14 protein-coding genes are annotated in these 15,546 nt (G+C 37.4%); 9 read left to right on the plus strand and 5 right to left on the minus strand.

Features of this window, described 5'->3' with window-relative positions; all coding sequences use genetic code 11:
- Positions 1–60 precede the first annotated feature (60 nt).
- From B9Y87_RS08750 to B9Y87_RS08770, 5 genes are all read left to right on the plus strand, one after another.
- Positions 61–1,983, plus strand: a complete 1,923-nt coding sequence (locus tag B9Y87_RS08750; protein WP_085498157.1) for a BatA domain-containing protein — start codon at positions 61–63, stop codon at positions 1,981–1,983.
- Entirely contained in the window at positions 1,980–3,233 is a 1,254-nt protein-coding gene (locus tag B9Y87_RS08755; RefSeq protein WP_085498159.1) for a dihydroorotase, read from the plus strand. The genes B9Y87_RS08750 and B9Y87_RS08755 overlap by 4 nt, the downstream gene beginning before the upstream one ends.
- 25 nt (positions 3,234–3,258) lie before the next feature.
- The gene (locus B9Y87_RS08760; protein ID WP_072861547.1) at positions 3,259–3,576 is read left to right on the plus strand and encodes a magnetosome magnetite crystal formation protein family; all 318 of its coding nucleotides are present in this window, start codon (positions 3,259–3,261) and stop codon (positions 3,574–3,576) included.
- 82 nt (positions 3,577–3,658) lie between these two features.
- A complete protein-coding gene (locus B9Y87_RS08765; protein WP_085498161.1) occupies positions 3,659–3,985 on the plus strand; it encodes a hypothetical protein in 327 nt (108 codons plus the stop codon).
- 1 nt (position 3,986) lies between these two features.
- Entirely contained in the window at positions 3,987–4,646 is a 660-nt protein-coding gene (locus B9Y87_RS08770) for an alpha/beta hydrolase (protein ID WP_085498162.1), read from the plus strand.
- Here B9Y87_RS08770 and B9Y87_RS08775 read toward each other — a convergent pair.
- On the minus strand, positions 4,643–5,137 hold the full coding sequence (locus tag B9Y87_RS08775; protein WP_085498164.1) for a hydrolase: 495 nt from the start codon (positions 5,135–5,137) through the stop codon (positions 4,643–4,645). The two genes, B9Y87_RS08770 and B9Y87_RS08775, sit on opposite strands and share 4 nt — an antisense overlap.
- Before the next feature lie 80 nt (positions 5,138–5,217).
- Positions 5,218–5,982 (minus strand): MBL fold metallo-hydrolase, encoded by a 765-nt coding sequence (locus tag B9Y87_RS08780; RefSeq protein ID WP_085498166.1) that lies wholly within the window; start codon positions 5,980–5,982, stop codon positions 5,218–5,220.
- 88 nt (positions 5,983–6,070) lie between these two features.
- On the opposite strand from B9Y87_RS08780, the gene B9Y87_RS08785 reads away from it, so the two are divergent.
- Entirely contained in the window at positions 6,071–7,531 is a 1,461-nt protein-coding gene (locus B9Y87_RS08785) for a nicotinate-nucleotide adenylyltransferase (RefSeq protein WP_072861552.1), read from the plus strand.
- 73 nt (positions 7,532–7,604) lie between these two features.
- On the opposite strand, the gene bcp is transcribed toward B9Y87_RS08785, so the two are convergent.
- Positions 7,605–8,054, minus strand: a complete 450-nt coding sequence (gene bcp / locus B9Y87_RS08790) for a thioredoxin-dependent thiol peroxidase (RefSeq protein WP_085498167.1) — start codon at positions 8,052–8,054, stop codon at positions 7,605–7,607.
- An 88-nt stretch (positions 8,055–8,142) separates the two neighbouring features.
- On the opposite strand from bcp, the gene B9Y87_RS08795 reads away from it, so the two are divergent.
- Positions 8,143–8,805 (plus strand): endonuclease III domain-containing protein, encoded by a 663-nt coding sequence (locus B9Y87_RS08795; RefSeq protein ID WP_085498169.1) that lies wholly within the window; start codon positions 8,143–8,145, stop codon positions 8,803–8,805.
- A 234-nt stretch (positions 8,806–9,039) separates the two neighbouring features.
- On the opposite strand, the gene B9Y87_RS08800 is transcribed toward B9Y87_RS08795, so the two are convergent.
- Together B9Y87_RS08800 and B9Y87_RS08805 are read right to left on the minus strand one after the other, a co-directional pair.
- The gene (locus tag B9Y87_RS08800; RefSeq protein WP_085498171.1) at positions 9,040–9,621 is read right to left on the minus strand and encodes an RNA polymerase sigma factor; all 582 of its coding nucleotides are present in this window, start codon (positions 9,619–9,621) and stop codon (positions 9,040–9,042) included.
- Between the two features lie 742 nt (positions 9,622–10,363).
- Positions 10,364–10,945 (minus strand): RNA polymerase sigma factor, encoded by a 582-nt coding sequence (locus B9Y87_RS08805; RefSeq protein WP_085498173.1) that lies wholly within the window; start codon positions 10,943–10,945, stop codon positions 10,364–10,366.
- Between the two features lie 242 nt (positions 10,946–11,187).
- Here B9Y87_RS08805 and uvrA point away from each other — a divergent pair, with 242 nt between their 5' ends.
- Together uvrA and B9Y87_RS08815 are read left to right on the plus strand one after the other, a co-directional pair.
- Positions 11,188–13,971 carry an excinuclease ABC subunit UvrA gene (gene uvrA / locus B9Y87_RS08810; RefSeq protein WP_085498175.1) on the plus strand — a complete coding sequence of 928 codons (2,784 nt, stop codon included), beginning with the start codon at positions 11,188–11,190 and terminating at the stop codon, positions 13,969–13,971.
- A 245-nt stretch (positions 13,972–14,216) separates the two neighbouring features.
- Positions 14,217–15,536: a hypothetical protein gene (locus B9Y87_RS08815; RefSeq protein ID WP_085498176.1), complete on the plus strand. Its 1,320-nt coding sequence runs from the start codon at positions 14,217–14,219 to the stop codon at positions 15,534–15,536.
- Positions 15,537–15,546 lie beyond the last annotated feature (10 nt).

Here is a 15,546-nt window from a genome sequence, read left to right on the forward strand (position 1 = left end):
ACAATAAATTTAAGACTGCCTCGAAATTCTTTTCTTATATTTGAAAAATTAAATTTGGGAATGCTTTTTAAACATCCGAATCTCCTTTGGGCCCTTTCACTTCTCCTAATTCCTATTTTTATTCATCTATTCCAACTCCGTAGATTTAAGAAAACCCCATTTACCAATGTAAAGATTTTAAAAAAAGTAGAGGCACAATCTAGAAAGAGCAATTCTCTAAAAAAATGGCTTCTATTATTTACCCGCCTATTGCTCCTAACTGCACTCATTATTGCATTTGCACAACCTTTTATTCCAGGGAAAACAGCGTTAAAAAGCAACGAAATAGTCATATACCTTGATAATTCCCTAAGTACTCAGGCCAAAATGGGAACAGCTACCCTATTGGAAAACATGGTACAAGGAATACTGAAATCTATCCCCGAAGAAGAAGTTTTCACTCTTTTTACCAATGATAAAATTTTTAAGGAAGTTCGTATTGGCGACATCAAAAACGATTTGTTGGCCCTGCCCTATTCCAACAACCAATTGCAGTTGAAAGAAATCAACCTAAAGGCCAAAACCTTTTTCTCCAAAGCTGAAGGTATACGAAAAGATCTGGTCTTGATTTCCGATTTTCAAAAGACTATCAATTCGCCTACTATAGACACTATCCCCGACATCAATAGGCATTTGGTAAAATTGACACCGGAAAGCCTTGTGAATATTTCGATCGACACAGTATTTATCCATTCTTATTCCTCGGATAACTTGGAGCTGAAAAGCATGCTCTCTACCAATACTGAATTGGACAATACTCCGATTTCCCTGTATAATGGAGAAAGATTGATAGCAAAAACCTCGGTTACCTTCAATAAGAATAAAAAGGGCGAGGTAATTTTTACCATTCCGGCCAACGAACTTATCAATGGCGAAATTGTGATCACCGATTCAGGTCTAAATTATGACAATCAACTTTACTTCAATTTGGCCAAACAAGATAAAATCAAGGTATTATCCATAGGGGATGTAGATAGTGATTATTTAAGACGTATTTACAATAAGGAGGTGTTTCAATATTCCAATTTAAGTTTAAAGTCACTGAATTACAGTGTATTGGAATCACAAAATTTAATTATCCTGAACGAACTTAACTCCATTCCCATAGCCTTGCAAAACGCCCTCCAAGCCTATAAAAATACAGGAGGCAGTTTAGTGGTTATTCCAAGTAGTGAAATTAATATGGAAAATTACAATCCCTTTTTAATGGGACTTTCCAAAACTATGCTAGTTTCTTTGGTCAAGGAAGAGCGAAAGATTAGTCAGATTGCCTTTGCCCACCCCCTGTATAAAAATGTGTTCGAAAAAGAAGTAACCAATTTCCAATATCCTTCCGTAAAATCGTACTACAATATCAAATCGGCCATGCCAAAAATTCTTTCTTACCAAAGTGGTGATCCATTTCTGGTAGGGGAAGATGGTACTTATTTATTTACAGCTTCCATTTCCAAAGAAAATTCAAATATTTTAAATTCCCCATTAATTGTTCCAACCTTATACAACATGGGTATGGCAAGCCTAAAAATGCCTGAAATATATGAGATGATTGGTAGTAAAACCACTGTTGATATCCCCGTTAGTCTTACAAAAGATCGAATTTTGAAAGTGTCCCTAAAAGATTTCGAATTTATACCCTTTCAACAATCCTTTACCAACAAAACCACCTTAACTTTTAACGACTACCCCGGGGTTTCGGGCATATACGATATAACGGACGAAGGAAAGACCATAAAGAACATAAGTTTCAACCTTCCCAGGGAGGAAAGCCTGCTACATTATTTGGACCTGGACGACCTCAAAGCAAGCAGTAAGAACGACAATATTTCTGCCCTGTTCCAAAATATAGAAAAAGACAATAGCATCAACGAGCTTTGGAAATGGTTTGTTATTTTAGCATTAGCATTTATATTTATTGAAGTTCTTATCCAAAAATTTCTGAAATGAACATACTTTTAAAATCTGCCAAGATAGTTGCTCCTAACAATAAGGAACTTCATTTAAAAAAGCGCGATATTCTTATAAAAAACGGGGTAATTGAAGATATTGCTGCCAATTTGGATGTTCAAGGAAAGACGAAGCCCATCCAATTAAAGAATCTACATGTATCCCTCGGATGGTTCGATTCCAGCGTAAGTTTTGGTGAACCGGGTTACGAGGAAAGGGAAACCATAGAAAATGGCCTGTATACAGCTGCAAAGAGCGGTTTTACGGACATTGTCCTAAATCCCAATACCAATCCTCTCCCCGATAGCAGCTCCGACATTGTCTTTTTAAAGAATGCCTCTAAAAATGCTGCGACAACACTTCATGCTTTGGGAACTTTGACCGTTAAGTCTGAAGGAGAAAGCTTGGCGGAACTATACGATATGAAAACGGCCGGTGCCGTGGGGTTCTATGATTACAAATTGCCATTAAGGAACTCGAACCTTCTAAAAATTGCCCTCCAATATGCCCATAATTTCAATGGACTGGTACATTCTTTTCCTATGGACCTGCAGATTGCCGGAAAAGGAATCGTTAATGAAGGTGAAGTCTCCACAAGACTGGGGCTAAAGGGAATTCCCAATTTGGCAGAGGAACTAAATATTGTCAGGGACCTGTTCATATTGGAATATACGGGAGGAAAACTGCACATCCCCACTATTTCAACGGCCAATTCCGTAAAGCTCATTGCTGAAGCCAAAAAAAAGGGAATGGATGTGAGCTGCAGCGTAGCAGTACACAACCTGTGCTTCACCGATGAGACCTTGATAGAGTTCGATTCCCATTATAAATTGATGCCTCCACTTAGGACCCAATCGGATCGAAAGGCCCTGATAAAGGGTATAAAGGATGGAACTATAGATTTTGTTACCTCAGACCATAGACCTATGGATATTGAACACAAAAGAGTGGAATTCGATAATGCTTCGGATGGTACTATAGGTCTGGAAAGCGCTTTTGGAATGTTGAATCGGATTTTTGACCTTGATACCACTATTTCCCTTTTGACCAAAGGTCGCGAAAGATACGGTATAGAAACACCTAGTTTCAAAGTAGGTGAAAATGCAGCACTTACCCTTTTTGATCCCGATGAGGAATATACCTTTGAAGAACAGCATATTTTATCCAATTCCAGTAATAGCTGCTTTTTGGGAAGTAAACTTAAAGGAAAGGTTTATGGAATTGTATCCAACAATCAAATAATTAACTAAATTTATAGGAACTAAAAACATTACAATGGACCAGAATACTATAAGTCAGGGAAAAACTATGGCAATAATCAGTTACATTACTGTAATTGGCCTGCTCATTGCCTTCATAGTGAACAGTGATAAAAAAAATGAATTTGTCAAATTCCATATTGGACAATCCTTAAGGGTTTGGATCTTGGCCATAGCACTTTCCATTGTCCTAGGGGTTATAGCTGTTACCATGGGTATGGGTTTCCTTAGAATATTACAGTGGGCCCCATGGATTTTGGCTATTATGGGTATCATAAATGCCAACAACGGAAAATTGGAAAAATTACCCATTATCGGATCTATTGGGGAATAACAATAAAGATCTATAAATTCAGGGAGGTCTAATAAGGACCTCTTTTTTTGTTCAAATTTTAAACTTGACTAACTTTGCCTCTATGGATAATGTTATTAAGGAAGGGAAGACTACGGCAATTGTGGCTTACCTTACAATGGTTGGGGCGTTGATTGCCATTTCAATGAATTCAGATCCCAAGAACGAGTTTGCCCGGTTTCATACGCGACAGGCATTTGGATTACATCTCGTTTTCCTAGGCTTTGCTATTTTTTTAAGCAATTGGTACAATGAATATGCTTGGTACGGCCTTTATGTTTTTTATATAGTACTTTGGTTCTACGGCTTTCTTGGAGCCTTGAACAACAAAAAACAAGAGGTGCCCGTACTTGGCCCCTATTTTCAAAAATGGTTCACTTTTATATCTTAGAATGACAACAGCTCCCCTATCATTGGAACATCTTATTAGACCATCAAGTTTTACCGAGGGCAAGCCCCCGGTACTTTTTATGTTCCATGGCTATGGAAGTAATGAGGAAGATCTGTTTTCCTTTGCCTCCGAACTGCCTAAGGAACTATGTATCATATCCGTTAGGGCCCCTTACCCTATGCAGCCCTATGGCAATGCCTGGTATGCCATTAACTTTGAGGCTGAAAAAGGCAAATGGAACAATGAGGAAGAAGCAGTCCTTTCCAGGGATAAAATTAAAGTGTTTATAGAGGAGGCTTGCAAAACCTATGGATTGGACGAAAAAAATGTAACCCTGTTAGGTTTTAGTCAAGGTACCATCCTGAGTTATGCGGTGGCCCTATCCTACCCTGAATTGGTCAAGAATGTAATAGCCCTAAGTGGCTATATCAATGAGAACCTTTTATTGAAAAATTACAAGGACAACAACTTCAAAGATCTAAAAATATATGTCTCCCATGGAAGTGTAGATCAGGTAATCCCAGTTGCATGGGCACAGCAAGCCCCCGGCATTTTAAAAAATCTAAACATAGATCATGTATATGAGGAATTCCCTGTTGGCCATGGTGTTGCCCCCCAAAATTTCTACTCTTTCAAGACATGGCTTCAGGATAAAATTTAATTGCTGCGGGTGTACAATAAGTGGTCCATCAATGAAAAATCTACACCCAGATCATCTTTAAGTTCATACTTGATCAATACTTCTCCCCAATATTTCCCATCTGAGAAATCGGCCAAAATCCATTTGTGGTTCAAGATCTTGATCTTGTTTATTTTAAAATCATTTTCCATACCCTCATAAGGTACCAAGGGATTATCTCCCTTACTCTCATTGGTCTCCAACAATTTATCCGAGATATACCGACTGGGATCCTTCAAATTTAAATGATCATAATAAGCCAAGGCGTCATCGTTATTTTCCAAAGAAAAATATTGGTTGTCCAAAACCTTAAGATGTAATTTCTGTATGGAATCCTCTAATTGGGAAAGCTTTTCTTCCTGAGACTCTATTTTGGTGTTTTTTGCCGTCACCATATTATTGGTGCTTACAAATTGGTAAAGTGCAATTAACGCAACGAATATGAACAAATACAAGTAAATCTTATGTTTCATACCTAATTTTCTAATTTATTGATTTAATAATAATTTTTCAAGTTGAAATACTTCCCATGAATCATGTTATGTTAGGTTGTTTAAACCTCAATGACCAGATTATCATAGGCCAGATGTACATTATCCGGAAGCTGTTTTTCAATTTCGTCATGAAAACCCAACAAATGGCTTATATGTGTCAAATAAGCTGTTTTAGGCTTTACAATATCAATGAATTCCAACGCTTCCTCCAAATTGAAATGGGAATGGTGGGGCTCTATACGCAAGGCATTGACAACCAAGGTATTTACCCCTTTTATTTTTTCCATCTCTACTTTTTCCATACTTTTTACATCGGTTAGATAAACAAAGTCCTGAATTCTAAACCCAAAAACCTGCAATCTATTGTGTTGCGCCTCCACAGGTATGGCCATTAAGTTTCCGATCCTAAAAGGCCTATTGTTTTTTATGGTATTAATCTCAACGGCCGGTGCACCGGGATATCGATTTTCATCGGCGAATATATAATCAAACCTTTCCTTTATGGAGGTTACAACCCGTTCATGGGCATAGATAGGAATATCCCCCTGTCTGAAAAAAAATGGCCTTATATCATCTATGCCTGCAGTATGGTCTGAATGTTCATGGGTAAATAAAATACCATCTATCTTTACCACATTATTGGCAAGCATTTGTTGTCTAAAATCAGGGCCACAATCTATTACATAATTATAGGAATCCCAAGAAACCATAACCGAAACGCGAAGCCTTTTATCTTTTGAATTATCACTTAAACAAACGGGGTGTTTGCTCCCAATTACGGGGATTCCCTGCGATGTTCCAGTACCTAGAAAAGTTATTTTCAATCTTACATCCTTTTAATCCAAATTTATAACTATTTTATTTAATAGATAACTCAATCTTTTTAACTTTGCTATACGTAAATAAGACACTATGTCCAATATTTTTAAGAAGGAAATCGCTTTTACCAATGTCCCGTCCATTAAGGCAAAAACTTTAAGGATAAATTTGAATCCTGATATTTACGGTACATTTTCTGAGATTGGTGCAGGACAGGAAACTTCCGCGCACTTTTTTAGGTCGGGTGGTGCTTCGGGTACCATTGCAAAGGCAATGAGTGCATACGACAAGGATTTTAGTGATGCTATTTACGGAATAGAGGAAGACGGCAGATACGTAACCCAGTCCAGGTTAAAAAAGATGTTGGCCCATGAAATGGAAAACATGGACAATAGGATAAGCCGGGAAAAACACCCCGACAGATTGTTTTTTTCCTATGCCAATACGGTTGCTACCATTGATTTCTCCAAGAGATATAAAGGCCATGGATGGATCGGAATCCGTTATCAGTTGGATCCCAAACAAAAAGAGTTAAACGAAATTATCCTACATATTCGCTTTAAACAAAATGAAGCGAGGTTACAACAGGAAACCTTAGGCATTGTTGGGGTTAACCTTATTTACGGTGCATTTTACAAATACGATAAGCCCAGAAAATTATTAAAATACCTATATGACCATATCGATAAGGATACGGTGGAAATTGATATGGTTAATTTTTCGGGACCAAATTTTGCGGAAGTCGACAATAGATTGATGAGTTTACAGCTTGTTAAGAACGATATGACCGATGCCGTAATGTTTGGACCCGATGGCAATAATCTATTACCGGCGACCATTCTTTATAAGAAAAATATATTGGCCCTACGCGGTAGCTTTAGACCAGTGACCAAGGTTAATATGGATATGTTTAAAAAATCCTATGAAATATTTATTAGGGAGCCCAGTGTTGAGGAAGAAAATACCGTTGTAATTTTTGAAATTACACTTTCCAACCTTCGTGCTTCGGGAGAGATTGATGAACAGGATTTTATGGATCGTGCAGAACTATTATGTTCCTTGGGCCACACAGTTATGATTTCGAAATTTCAGGAATACTTTAAACTCGTTGAATATTTTAGCAATTATACCAAGTCCAAGATTGGCCTTACCATGGGGGTAAACAATTTGGTCGATATTTTTGATGAAAAATACTACCGTCATCTTAGTGGTGGTATCCTAGAGGCTTTTGGTAAATTATTCTTTAAAGACCTTAAGGTTTACCTATATCCAATGCGTAACGAGGAAACGGGTCAAATAATGACCAGTAACACCATAAAAGTCCATCCTAGAATGAAGGAATTGTACAAATTCTTCAAATACAATGGCAAGGTGATGGACATTATAGATTACGATCCGGAGATATTACATGTTTTCTCCAGGGATGTACTCAAAAAAATAATCAACGGAGAAGAAGGTTGGGAATCCGTCCTTCCTGAAGGAATCGCGGAAATAATAAAAAAGAAGAAACTTTTTATCCGCAAACCCATAGAGGAACAACAGGAAAAAGTCTAATTTATAAGAGTTCCAATACAAGGGGCTGTAATAATCCAAAGATTATTACAGCCCCTTGTCCTTGTATTGGCATTTATAGAATTTGTGCGGCGTGATCCTTGGTCTTGACCTTATCAATTACCTTTTCTACCACTCCGTCCCCATCAATGACAAAAGTCATTCTGTGTATACCATCATATTTTTTTCCCATAAACTGTTTTGGACCCCAAACCCCGAAAATATTAAGGATGGTATGGTCTTCATCCGCCAATAATGGAAAAGGAAATTGATACTTATTCTTAAAATTTAATTGACGTTTCTGTGAGTCGGCACTAACCCCAAGCAGCTCATAACCCTGTGCTTTTAATTCGGTATAATTATCCCTTAAATTACAGGCTTCGGCGGTACATCCGGGAGTACTTGCCTTTGGATAAAAAAAGACGATTAATTTTTTTCCCTTATAATCGGAAAGCTTAATAATATTGCCGTTTTCATCCTTGGCCGAAAATGCGGGTACCTTATCCCCTACTTTTAAAGTGTTCATAGATATATTTTAAGTAAATTTATATTCAAGAACACGCCATTAACCAATGGGTGTTTCCATATTTATATTTTATAAAATTACGCAATAAATGACGAAAGCGGAAAAAGTAAACTTTGCCATTGAAACTTTACAAACCATATATCCCACCATCCCAGTTCCTCTAGACCATAAAGACCCCTATACGCTACTTATTGCCGTTCTGTTGTCCGCCCAAAGTACGGATGTTAGGGTCAATCAGATTACACCGATACTATTTGCCAAGGCAGACAATCCATATGATATGGTAAAAATGACGGCAGATGAAATTAGGGAAATAATCAAGCCGGTTGGACTTTCACCTATGAAATCCAAAGGAATTTATGGGCTTTCCAAAATCTTGATTGAAAAATATGACGGACAAGTACCGCAAGAGATGGAACTTTTGGAACAATTGCCGGCAGTTGGTCATAAAACAGCCAGTGTGGTTGTCTCGCAAGCTTTTGGCATACCTGCTTTTCCAGTGGATACCCATATACATAGACTTATGTACCGATGGGGATTTTCCAATGGTAAAAATGTAGTACAAACCGAAAAAGATGCGAAAAGATTGTTCCCAAAAGAATTATGGAACGATCTTCATTTACAGATAATATGGTACGGAAGGGAATACTCCCCTGCAAGAGGCTGGAATTTGGAAAATGACATCATAACCCAAACAATAGGAAGAAAAAATGTTTTGGATGCCTACTACAAAACAAAAAATCCCAAATAAAAGTTGGGATTTTTTGGTCTAGTTTAAATTATTTTCGAATTGAATATTACTATATTCAACTATTTGCAAAGATTTGGAATAGCCAATCAAAAACTTAATAGTTTCAGGACTCGCTTTGGCAAGTTTACACTTGTGCTGATTCTCAGAGTAAATTTTTTCCATAGGATTATAGTATTGTTATGTTTAAATAACGCCACTAAAATGGAAATATTGTCCGGTTCGTCCTATGACCTATTAATTCGTTAAAACGATATTATGTTTTTCTATAATTTTTCTAAGGTTTATAAGTGCGTATCTCATTCTTCCCAAGGCCGTGTTGATGCTAACCCCAGTGTTTTCAGAGATTTCCTTAAAGCTCATGTCCCTGTAAATACGCATCAAAAGAACTTCCTTTTGATCATCCGGTAATTCCTCAATCAATAAAGTAAGATCGGAATCTATTTGATCCTTGATAAGTTGTTTTTCTACATTTAGTTTCTCATCGCCAATTACGGAAAAGATATTGAAATCATCATTCCCCTCAAACATTGGCATTCTTTTGTTTCTTCTAAAGTGATCAATAACCAAGTTATGGGCTATTCTCATTACCCAAGGCAAAAACTTGCCTTCCTCGCTATAATTTCCCTTTTTCAAGGTTTTAATCACTTTAATAAAGGTATCCTGAAAAATGTCCTCTGAAACATCGCGGTCCAATACCTTGGAATAAATAAAGCTACTAATACGTTGGTTGTGCCTGTTGATCAAAACCTCTAAAGCTTTTTCATTACCGTTAATGTAATCCTTTACTAATACTGAGTCATCTATTTGCAGTTCCATACAAAATATTGTTTTTGGTTAAACTAGGGGGCCTCCCCTTTCGGTTCGGACTTTTTCTATTACTTCTTCTTTATTGAAGACTTTAAATCTTCGTTATTAATTAGTAACAGGATAAAAGTATATAAATGGTGAGGTGTGCAAAAAACTATGTTGTAAAACCCCCGTTAATTGATGTCAAATGCCAATTTTCTTATTTTACACATAATAATTGGTCAAAAATGAAGTTGAATGGACCCAAAGAAATTGATGTTAAGACTGTAAATAATTGTCAGGATTGGCAAGGATAGTATCTCCTATACATTAATAACCCCAGAAAACATTATATAGTGTATTGTAATGGATCGGCCCTAGGGACCAACGGCATAAAAATAACTGGAAGGGCATTCCTTTACAAAATGTAATATAAGGAGTGCAGCAATTAAGGCATGGCCTTTTAAACCAATTACCCATGTACTTGGGTAAACTATTACCTAAATACATGGGCAAGCAAATACTATTGATAATACCGTTGTAAGCCTCTAGTTTAAGCAATGCTCATCCAATTCACCCTTACAATTATCGCATTTAATGATGTAAAGTGATTTGGAATAATTCAACAAAAAATCTATTTTGGACCTACGTGTAGACATTAGTTTACATTTGTTCTTATTGGTAACGTTGAATTTCTCCATAATAATATATTGTTATCGTCAAATAACGCAAGTGTTATGAAGAAATTAACCAAAAGCGGTTATAAGGCCTATTAATTCGTTAAAATAATGTTATTCTTTTCCACAATCTTTCGCAGGTTGATAAGTGCATAGCGCATTCTGCCCAGAGCCGTGTTAATACTGACCCCTGTATTCTCTGAAATTTCTTTAAAACTCATATCCTTATATAGGCGCATTTCCAATACCTCCTTCTGATCTTTTGGTAATTCCCTGATAAGTAGGGTCAGATCCTGATCTATCTGGTCTTTAATAATCCGCCTTTCAGCATTTAACTGATCATCACTTATTATGGAGAAAATATTAAAGTCATTGCTGCCTTCAAATCTGGGCATTCGTTTATTCTTCCTAAAATAATCTATTATAAGGTTATGGGAAATACGCATTACCCAAGGTAGAAATTTTCCTTCTTCATTATAATTGCCCTTTTTTAGGGTTCTTATCACCTTCATAAAGGTATCTTGAAAAATATCTTCTGTAACTTCCCGATCTTGTACTTTGGAATAAATAAAGCTGCTAAGTCGCTGGTTGTGTCGGTTAATTAATTTTTCCAGGGCTCTTTCGTCCCCGTTCATGTAGTCTTTTACTAATACTGAATCTTCTATTAATAGTTCCATACAAATTACTTTTTTGAGGCTAAAATGCCATACCTGTATTGTGTTACAAGTGCATTTTGAGCAAAATTTTAAAAAAGTAATTTTGTTACGTATAGGCTATTTAGGGTTTATTATGCATCAAATATAAAAAAAATAATATCCATTCAAACTACTTTCCTTCAATGAATATAATTTAGTTGTAAGACAAAGGCTACTAGCGAATAAAACTCACATATCGTATCTTTGCCAACTTAAATACGAGCATGACCACTATAACAGACGTTAATCCCAAGCACAATATTATAATTAAAGGGGCAAAGCTCCATAATCTAAAGAATATCGACGTTGTAATACCACGTAATAAACTTGTGGTCATTACAGGCCTGTCCGGTTCGGGGAAATCCAGTTTGGCCTTTGACACCCTCTATGCCGAAGGACAAAGAAGGTATGTTGAAAGTCTATCCTCCTATGCCAGGCAGTTTTTAGGAAAATTGGACAAGCCCAAAGTAGATTACATTAAAGGGATAGCTCCGGCCATTGCCATTGAACAAAAAGTTAATTCTACCAATCCCAGATCTACCGTAGGAACCACTACTGAAATCTACGACTATTTAAAATTAATGTATGCCCGTATTGGCAAAACGTATTCCCCCATATCGGGCAATGAAGTTAAAAAGCATACCGTTTCGGATGTAGTGGAACATATCAAAACATTTGAGGAGGGAGCAAAATTACTATTACTTGCCCCAATTAAAATAAGTGAGGATAGGGACCCCATTAAATCGCTCCAATTGTTTTCCAAGCAGGGATACGCCAGAATATTGTACAATGGGGAGGTTACTAGGATAGACGAGGATCTGAAAGATATAGGCCGGGAATTTGAACTGGTGGTAGACCGCATTATATATAAAAACGACGAAGACTTTTTCAATAGATTGGGCAATGCCATTGATACCGCTTTTTTTGAAGGAAAGGGGGAATGTATTGTTCAGGACTTGGCAACAGGTCAAAATACCCATTTTAGCAATAAGTTTGAATTGGATGGTCTTCAATTCCTGGAACCCAATGTTCATTTGTTCAGTTTTAACAACCCTTATGGGGCCTGTCCCAAATGTGAGGGTTACGGGGATGTAATAGGAATAGATGAAGACTTGGTTATTCCCAATACCTCCCTTTCGGTTTATGAAAACGCAATTTTTCCATGGCGGGGGGAAAGTATGGGCTGGTACAGGGATGAATTGGTGAACGTGGCCTACAAATTCGATTTTCCTATCCATAAACCATGGTATCAGCTATCCGACGAACAAAAGCAACTCGTTTGGGAAGGGAACAGTTATTTTACCGGTATTCACAAATTCTTTGAAGGCCTGGAAGAAAAAAGTTACAAAATACAGAATCGGGTAATGCTGTCCAGATATCGCGGCAAAACCAAATGCAGTACCTGTAAGGGAAGGCGTTTGAGGAAGGAAACCGATTATGTAAAAATTTCTGGAAAATCTATTTCCGACCTTGTGGAATTGGCTATAGAAGAGCTTATAGGTTTCTTTAAAAATATTAAACTTAGTATTAACGATGAGAAAATTGCCAACCGATTGCTCAGGGAAATTGAAAGTAGATTAGGTTTTTTACATAACGTAGGACTTAGCTATTTAACTTTGAACAGAAAATCCAATTCCCTGTCCGGTGGGGAAAGTCAACGAATAAATTTGGCAACCTCCTTGGGAAGTAGTTTGGTGGGCTCCATGTATATTTTGGACGAACCCAGTATTGGACTTCACCCCAAGGATACCGAAAATCTTATTACCGTTCTAAAATCGTTGCGCGACTTGGGCAATACCGTAATCGTGGTGGAACACGATGAGGACATTATGAAAGCGGCGGACGAAGTGATCGATATTGGTCCGGAAGCGGGCACACATGGCGGGGAAGTAGTGGCACATGGAACCTTGGATGAAATTCTTAAGTCCGACTCCCTTACGGCCGCTTATCTTAATGGTAGTAAGGAAATTGCCGTACCAAAATCAAGAAGGCCTTTCAAAAATTTCATAGAAATTAAAGGAGCTAGGGAAAACAACCTTAAAAATATAGATGTCACCTTTCCCTTAAACGTATTAACCGTAATTACAGGTGTGTCGGGCAGTGGAAAAAGTACTTTGGTAAAAAAGCTACTGTACCCTATAATCCTAAAGGAACTTGGGGGCTACGGAGAGAAAGCCGGACAGTACAGTTCCATGGAAGGCAAATTTCAATCCTTAAAGCACGTAGAATACGTTGATCAAAATCCAATTGGTCGTTCTTCCAGATCCAACCCCGTAACCTACATTAAGGCTTATGACGATATCCGTAATCTTTTTGCCAACCAAAAATTGAGCAAGTTAAGAGGGTATCAGGCCAAACATTTTTCTTTTAATGTTGACGGTGGTAGGTGCGAAAAATGCAAAGGCGAAGGTGAGATTACCGTGGAAATGCAATTCATGGCCGATGTGCATTTGGAATGCGAAACCTGCAATGGAAAAAGGTTTAAAAAGGAAGTATTGGAAGTAAAATTTGAGGACGCCAATATAGATCATGTCCTTAATATGACCATTGATGATGCCGTTGCTTTCTTTAACAAAAACAACCAATCCAAAATCGTAACCAAACTGAAGCCACTGCAAGATGTTGGTCTAGGATATGTAACCTTGGGGCAATCCTCCTCTACCCTTTCGGGGGGTGAAGCCCAGCGTATTAAACTGGCCTCATTTTTAGTGAAGGGGAGCACCAAGGACAAGGCGCTGTTTATATTTGACGAACCTACTACAGGCCTCCATTTCCACGATATCAAAAAATTGCTCAAATCATTTGATGCCTTAATAGACAAAGGACATTCCATAATTGTAATAGAGCACAATATAGACTTGATAAAATGTGCCGATTACATCATAGACCTTGGTCCGGACGGAGGCAATAAGGGAGGACAACTAATAGTCCAAGGAACCCCAGAAATTGTTGTAAATAACAAAACTTCCTACACAGCAAAGTACCTTAAGGAAAAACTGCCCAATTAAATGTAGCCCATGGTTTTCAATTTTTGACAGTTTACTTTTGACTATTGGCTTTTGGCTATTAGCTGATGCTTTTTGGTCAACAGTTTACTTTACTTAAAAGCCAACTCCTGTACAATGCCCTACAATAAAAAAAATATAAAGTATTAATAATCAATATGTTGTATTAAAATCCATTTTTTTGGCATGCTGTTTGGTATATACAAATTGAATGTAAATAGTTGCATTCAAAATTAAAACCTTATATCATGAGAAATTTAATACTCCTTTTTACAGCGTTTATATTAGGTACTTCAGGTTCCCAGGCAGCTTCAGTGGAAGATAAGGTTGCCACAAGCAATACTTATAGGAATAATAACTCATTTATTTTTGTAGAAAATGGCATCACATTTTCAGTTTATCCTGATGGGGAGTTCGATTTCTACATAGATAATAGAGGTGGTGTAAATGCCAATGTAAATTTTGGCCATACCAATATTACCTTTAATTCGGGTTACGACTATAACCCATATGTACAGTACGACGATTACGGTGCAGTTATACAAATTGAGAATGTCCCTATCTACTATGATTATTACGGCAGGGTTACCCAAATTGGGGATGTAGATATCAACTATAACAGTGGTAGGGTTTCACGGGTTGGCGGACTTTATGTGTATTACAACAATCGTGGGATTTACAGTCACCATAGGGGGTTCATCAACATCTACAACAGACATTATGTTTACAGCCCTTTCCACAGCTATTTTGTAAGACCTGCCATAGGCTTTTGTCTAGTATTCGGTAGTCCATATAGAAGATATTACGAACCGGTAAGATATACCTATTACAGGCCATATCATCACAACTACAGAAAAGCATATGCTAGAATAGGCCACCATTACAAATACAATAAGGGTAATCATCATAAGAGAAGCACCATTTATAGAAACGACAAAAGAGTTGCCGTTAGGGATAATGGGTACAGAAATAACAATAATCTCAGATCCAACAGGTCCGTAGCAAGTAGAAACGATGGTTATAGAAATAACAATACTGTGTCAAGAAGTACAACATCTAGAAGCAACAATTTAAGCGGCAGAGATAATACTATTTCAAGATCCACCACTCAACGTAGCAACGGAAACGGTACGGTAAAGAGAAGTACCACCGTAAGAAGCAGTTCACCTAGTTCCAGAAATGATAAATCAGTTTCCAGAAGTTCTTCGATCCGCCCAAATAATAATGGAAATGCTCAAAGAACAGTAAGTAGAACAACCACTACAAGAAGTAGTAATGGCAATGGAAGTTCTGTAACAAGGAGCAAAGCAGTTGTATCCAGACCTTCTGGAACTACCAGGACAGTGGTAAAAAAGGAAGTGAACAGAAGCCCACGAAATACTTCGATTAGCAGAAGTTCCTCTAGTAGAAGCAATAGCGGCTCATCTGTAAGGAATACAACTGTAAAACGACCAAATGTACAGTCGAAGAGTACTGTAAAAAGGTCGGTGGCAAGTTCATCCAACGGTAGTAGTGCAAGAAAAATTTCAACGACTTCCACAAGAGGAAGAAGTTCTGGAAGTAATTAAAAATAGTTTT

Source organism: Arenibacter troitsensis (assembly GCF_900177645.1).
Classification (GTDB): Bacteria; Bacteroidota; Bacteroidia; order Flavobacteriales; family Flavobacteriaceae; genus Arenibacter; species Arenibacter troitsensis.

Coding starts and splice junctions, on each gene's coding strand:
- B9Y87_RS08750 (WP_085498157.1), top strand. CDS start 61: ATGCTTTTTAAACATCCGAATCTCCTTTGGGCCCTTTCACTTCTCCTA.
- B9Y87_RS08755 (WP_085498159.1), top strand. CDS start 1,980: ATGAACATACTTTTAAAATCTGCCAAGATAGTTGCTCCTAACAATAAG.
- B9Y87_RS08760 (WP_072861547.1), top strand. CDS start 3,259: ATGGACCAGAATACTATAAGTCAGGGAAAAACTATGGCAATAATCAGT.
- B9Y87_RS08765 (WP_085498161.1), top strand. CDS start 3,659: ATGGATAATGTTATTAAGGAAGGGAAGACTACGGCAATTGTGGCTTAC.
- B9Y87_RS08770 (WP_085498162.1), top strand. CDS start 3,987: ATGACAACAGCTCCCCTATCATTGGAACATCTTATTAGACCATCAAGT.
- B9Y87_RS08775 (WP_085498164.1), bottom strand. CDS start 5,137: ATGAAACATAAGATTTACTTGTATTTGTTCATATTCGTTGCGTTAATT.
- B9Y87_RS08785 (WP_072861552.1), top strand. CDS start 6,071: ATGTCCAATATTTTTAAGAAGGAAATCGCTTTTACCAATGTCCCGTCC.
- bcp (WP_085498167.1), bottom strand. CDS start 8,054: ATGAACACTTTAAAAGTAGGGGATAAGGTACCCGCATTTTCGGCCAAG.
- B9Y87_RS08795 (WP_085498169.1), top strand. CDS start 8,143: ATGACGAAAGCGGAAAAAGTAAACTTTGCCATTGAAACTTTACAAACC.
- B9Y87_RS08800 (WP_085498171.1), bottom strand. CDS start 9,621: ATGGAACTGCAAATAGATGACTCAGTATTAGTAAAGGATTACATTAAC.
- B9Y87_RS08805 (WP_085498173.1), bottom strand. CDS start 10,945: ATGGAACTATTAATAGAAGATTCAGTATTAGTAAAAGACTACATGAAC.
- uvrA (WP_085498175.1), top strand. CDS start 11,188: ATGACCACTATAACAGACGTTAATCCCAAGCACAATATTATAATTAAA.
- B9Y87_RS08815 (WP_085498176.1), top strand. CDS start 14,217: ATGAGAAATTTAATACTCCTTTTTACAGCGTTTATATTAGGTACTTCA.